The organism is Phenylobacterium sp. (assembly GCF_036264965.1).
In the GTDB taxonomy this organism is placed as follows: domain Bacteria; phylum Pseudomonadota; class Alphaproteobacteria; order Caulobacterales; family Caulobacteraceae; genus Phenylobacterium.
The window spans coordinates 1-4,463 of sequence record NZ_DATAPY010000144.1 but is presented as its reverse complement, the minus strand read 5'-3'; the positions used below and the strand labels follow the sequence as shown (position 1 = coordinate 4,463).

Here is a 4,463-nt window from a genome sequence, read left to right as displayed (position 1 = left end):
ATACACCGTGCCCTCGGCGCGCGGTGGCAGGGGATCGCCGGCCTCGTCGCAGATCTTCACCTCGGCCAGGATGGACTTGCCCACCGAGCCCTTCTTGGCCAGCCATTCCTGGGAGGTGATGACGCAGAAGCCGTTACCTTCGGTGCCGGCGTAATATTCGTGCACGATCGGACCCCACCACTCGATCATCGCCTGCTTGACCGGCACCGGGCACGGCGCGGCGGCGTGGAACACGCTCTTCAGCGACGAGAGATCGTATTTCGCCCGCGTCTCGGCCGGCAGCTTGAGCATGCGCACGAAATGGGTCGGCACCCATTGGGCGGTGGTCACCTTGTACTGCTCGATATAGGCCAGGGCCGCCTCGGCGTCGAAGCGCTCCATCAGGATCACCGTGCCGCCCAGCGACTGCACCGCCATGGACCAGCCAAGCGGGGCGGCGTGATAGAGCGGCGCGGGTGACAGATAGACCGTGTCGCTGGTCCAGCCGTAGAGCGCCTGGCCGAGGTTCGCGAGCGGGTTCGGGCCGTCGATGGCGGGGTCGGCCTCCGCCAGCCGCTTGACGCCCTTGGGCCGGCCGGTGGTGCCGGAGGAATAGAGCATGGCGCGGCCGGCGCGCTCGTCCTCGACCGGCGTCGCCGGCATGACGGCCCGCGCGTCCTCGAAACTCGCGAAGTCCTCGCTCTCGCCGCCGACCATCAAGAGGGTGACGCCCGGGATCAGCGGCGCGACCTGCAGGGCGACCTCGGAGAGGGCGGCCGAGGCGATGAACAGCTTCGCCTCGCAGTCCTTCACGATGTACTCGATCTCGCCTGAGGTGAGCTTCGACGACAGGCAGGTGAAGCGCAGGCCCGAGCGCTGGGCGGCCCAGAGGATCTCGTAGTAGCGCGGGTGGTTGTCGATGAAGAGCGCCACGGCGTCGTCGGCCTTGAGGCCCAGACTGCGGAACAGGTGTGCGCCCTGGTTGGAGCGCGCGTCGAGCTCGCCGTAGGTCACCGTCTCGCCGGAATAGGCCATGATGTAGGCGGCCTTGTCGGGATGGGTCTTGGCGTGATGCGCCGGATGCATGGTCTCGCTCCCGAAGGCGATCTCGGGCTTGCGCCGGCCGCCAACTTATCTTTGTTCAGTCGCTATTGCGGGCCTAGACCTAGGGTCCGTCAAGCGGGGCCGCGAGAGCCCGCCCAACCCAGGAGGACCCCATGGCCCAGCCGACGTTCGAGACCCTGCTTTATGCCGTGGAGGACGGGATCGCGACCGTCACCCTGAACCGGCCGGAGAAGCTGAACGCCTTCAACACCCAGATGATGAAGGACCTGATCGCGGCGTTCGACGAGACCGACGGCGACGACGCGGTGCGCTGCGTGATCGTTACCGGGGCGGGCCGCGCCTTTTGCGCCGGAGCGGACCTCTCTGCGGGCGCCCAGACCTTCGACTACGAAGCCCGCGGCGGCGAGGCCATGGCGGCGCGGACGCGGGAGGGCGCGCAGCGGGACGGCGGCGGCCTGCTGACCCTGCGCATCTATGAGAGCCTCAAACCGGTGATCGCGGCGGTGAACGGGGCGGCGGTGGGCGTCGGCGCCACAATGCAGCTGGCCATGGACATCCGGCTGGCCTCGACCGAGGCGCGCTACGGCTTCGTGTTCGCGCGGCGGGGGCTGAACCCGGAAGCGGCGTCGTCCTGGTTCCTGCCGCATCTGGTGGGCGTCCAGACGGCGCTGGAATGGTGCTACACCGGCCGCATCTTCCCGGCGCAGGAGGCGTTCGACCGCGGCCTGGCGCGCTCGCTGCATGCGCCGGAAGACCTGCTGCCGGCGGCCAGGGCCCTGGCCCGCGAGATCGCCGACAACACCGCCCCGGTGTCCGTGGCCCTGACCCGTCAGTTGATCTGGCGGATGGCCGGCGCCGCGCACCCGATGGAGGCCCACCGCGCCGACAGCCGCGGCATCCAGGCCCGCGGCAAGTCCGGCGACGCCAGGGAGGGCGTGACCTCGTTCCTGGAGAAGCGACCGGCGTCGTTTCCGGACCGGGTGTCCAGCGACCTGCCGGACATCTGGACCCAATGGCAGGCGCCGGATTTCCGCTAAGGCCGGGAATTGTGCGCTGCAACGCGGGACGCGGCTAGGTAGAGTGCGACGCACTTACTGGCTCAACGCGGTTCTTTGAGCTCAAGGGCCTGTTCCGATCTGGAAAATTCCGCCGATACGATGAAAACATCGCAGTTTCTATGCTTGTGCGGTGGATACGTTCGCTATAATGACGCCGCTACTGATGTTGTGAATCAACTCAGCGGCCTCGAACGCCGCGCTTCCTATGGAAAACAAGAATGGATGAGAAGTCGGAAGTCATCGAGATGACGGCGGATATTGTTTCCGCCTATGTGGGCAACAATTCCGTCACCGCGGCTGACCTGCCCTCGCTGATCCAGAGCGTGCACCGGGCCCTGAGCGGGATTTCGTCGGGCGCTGAGGCGGCGGAAGTCGCGCCGAAGGAGCCCGCGGTGCCGATCCGCCGCTCGATCACCCCGGATTTCCTGATCTGCCTGGAAGACGGCCGCAAGTTCAAGTCGCTGAAGCGGCACCTGCGCACCAAGTACAACATGAGCCCCGAGGAATATCGCGCCAAGTGGGGCCTGCCGAAGGACTATCCGATGGTCGCCCCGAACTACGCCAAGGCGCGTTCGGACCTGGCCAAGCAGATGGGCCTCGGCCAGGGCGGCCGTCAGGCGCCGCGCAAGAAGCGCTAGGCGCTCTTCAAGCCCGAGAGTTTGGGTTTTCGGGACGCCCGCCGGCTTCGGCGGGCGTTTCCGTTTGCGATTGAGCCCGCCCGCAAAGTCGGCTCTTAAGACACCGATGGACGCGACCGACACCAAGACCCTGAACACCCGCCACGGGCCGATGATCGGGCTGGCGACCGACCGCTACATCACCCGCTCGCTGGAGGTCTACGGCGAGTACTGCCCCGAGGAATGGCGGCTCCTGGCGCAGGTGGTGAAGCCCGGCATGGCCGTGGTGGAAGTGGGCGCCAACATCGGAACCCACTCCGTGCCCCTGGCGCGGGCCTGCGCGCCAGGTCCGCTCTATCTCTTCGAGCCTCAGCAGCGGGTGTTCCAGATTCTGTGCGCCAACCTCGCCCTCAACGGTGTGGAGAACGCCATCGCCTATCCGGAGGCCTGCACGGACACGGAGGGCTACCTCATCGTCCCCACGATCGACTACGCCCGGGCGGGCAACTTCGGCGGCGTGGCGATGCAGGCCGAGGGCGCGGGCGTCGCAGGCTTGCGGACCCGCGCCGTCGCCCTGGACAGCCTGGAGCTGGCGGCCTGCCACGTCATCAAGATCGACGTGGAAGGCTTCGAGGCGCAGGTGCTGCGCGGCGCGGCCCGGACCATCGCCCGCTGCCGTCCGATCCTCTACGTCGAGAACGACCGGCTCGATCGGCAAGAGGCGCTCGCCCGCCAGGTGGCCGAGATGGGCTACCGCCTTTACTGGCACCTGCCGCGGCTGTTCGATCCGGGGAATTTCAACGGCCATCCGGAAGACGTGTTCGGCAATGTCCGGTCGCTGAACATGTTCTGCATCCCGGTGGAGCGGAAGATCACCGTGGTCGACATGCGCCCAATCGACCTGGACAACTGGCAGCCCGTGGGCAGACCGCGAGTCCAATAAGCCACAGGTTGTAGATTCGGGGCTCGTTAACCCTTTTCCGCTTGCCCGCGATTCGTCACATCGGCGATAAGTGATTCGTTGTGAATCCAACTGGTTGCTGGGGCATCTGCACATGGCAGCGCAGGTAGGGGCGCCGGGGGCGGCAGTACGCGCCCACGAGGAGCTCTTCGCCTATTGGGCGTCTCTACGAGAGGGCGCCCGGCTGCCTGGACGGGCGAACCTCGACCCGGCGCCGATCAAGCGTCTGTTGCCCACCGTCAGCCTGATCGACGTCGACAAAAGCCCCCAGGGCACAGCCGAATTCCGCATGCGCCTGGCCGGCACGGCGCTCTACGGGGTCTATGGCCGCGAGATCACCGGCAAGCGGCTGAGCGAGATCTACAACACCGCCGCGGCCGACTACTGGCGCGTGGAGCTGGGCAAGGTGGTCAAGGAACGGCGCCCGGCGGTCGGCGTCCACAGCCTGGCCTGGCGCGGCGCCTCGCACCTGTCGATCCTGTGGCTGCGTCTGCCGCTGGCCTCCGACGGCGAGCGGGTGGACATGATCCTGGGCTTCGACGCCGTGGTCGGCATGAGCCAGATGCAGAGCGGCATCCGGGCGGCTTAGGACGGCGGCGCCGCATGATCCCAAGCCAAACCTTCGAACGTCTGCCCTGGGTGGAGCCTGTGTGAAAAGGCCGAAGCAGTTTAGATTCCTGACCATCGACTTCGGAGGGCGGGATGAAGCGCTTTGTCGAGGGGGAGGACCGGCGTCAGGGCACGCTGCTCCCGGAATACCTTGAGGATTACGTCTCCGAGGAG

The 4,463-nt window shown here is 67.0% G+C and carries 5 protein-coding genes; 4 read left to right on the top strand and 1 reads right to left on the bottom strand.

The genetic code is table 11. The features are described 5' to 3' along the window. Positions 1-1,065 (bottom strand): AMP-binding protein (locus tag VHS75_RS19125; RefSeq protein ID WP_329640209.1); only part of this gene is annotated, 1,065 nt, incomplete at its 3' end. Between the two features lie 131 nt (positions 1,066-1,196). Here VHS75_RS19125 and VHS75_RS19120 point away from each other — a divergent pair. The 4 genes from VHS75_RS19120 to VHS75_RS19105 all read left to right on the top strand — a co-directional run bounded on the left by VHS75_RS19120 (position 1,197) and on the right by VHS75_RS19105 (position 4,269). Continuing rightward, the gene (locus tag VHS75_RS19120) at positions 1,197-2,081 is read left to right on the top strand and encodes a crotonase/enoyl-CoA hydratase family protein (RefSeq protein ID WP_329640208.1); all 885 of its coding nucleotides are present in this window, start codon (positions 1,197-1,199) and stop codon (positions 2,079-2,081) included. A 239-nt stretch (positions 2,082-2,320) separates the two neighbouring features. Beyond that, positions 2,321-2,740, top strand: coding sequence for a MucR family transcriptional regulator (locus VHS75_RS19115; RefSeq protein WP_329640207.1), 420 nt, complete (start codon positions 2,321-2,323; stop codon positions 2,738-2,740). 106 nt (positions 2,741-2,846) lie between these two features. Next, positions 2,847-3,662: an FkbM family methyltransferase gene (locus tag VHS75_RS19110; RefSeq protein WP_329640206.1), complete on the top strand. Its 816-nt coding sequence runs from the start codon at positions 2,847-2,849 to the stop codon at positions 3,660-3,662. Between the two features lie 112 nt (positions 3,663-3,774). Beyond that, entirely contained in the window at positions 3,775-4,269 is a 495-nt protein-coding gene (locus VHS75_RS19105; RefSeq protein ID WP_329640205.1) for a PAS domain-containing protein, read from the top strand. The last annotated feature ends 194 nt before the right edge of the window (positions 4,270-4,463 follow it).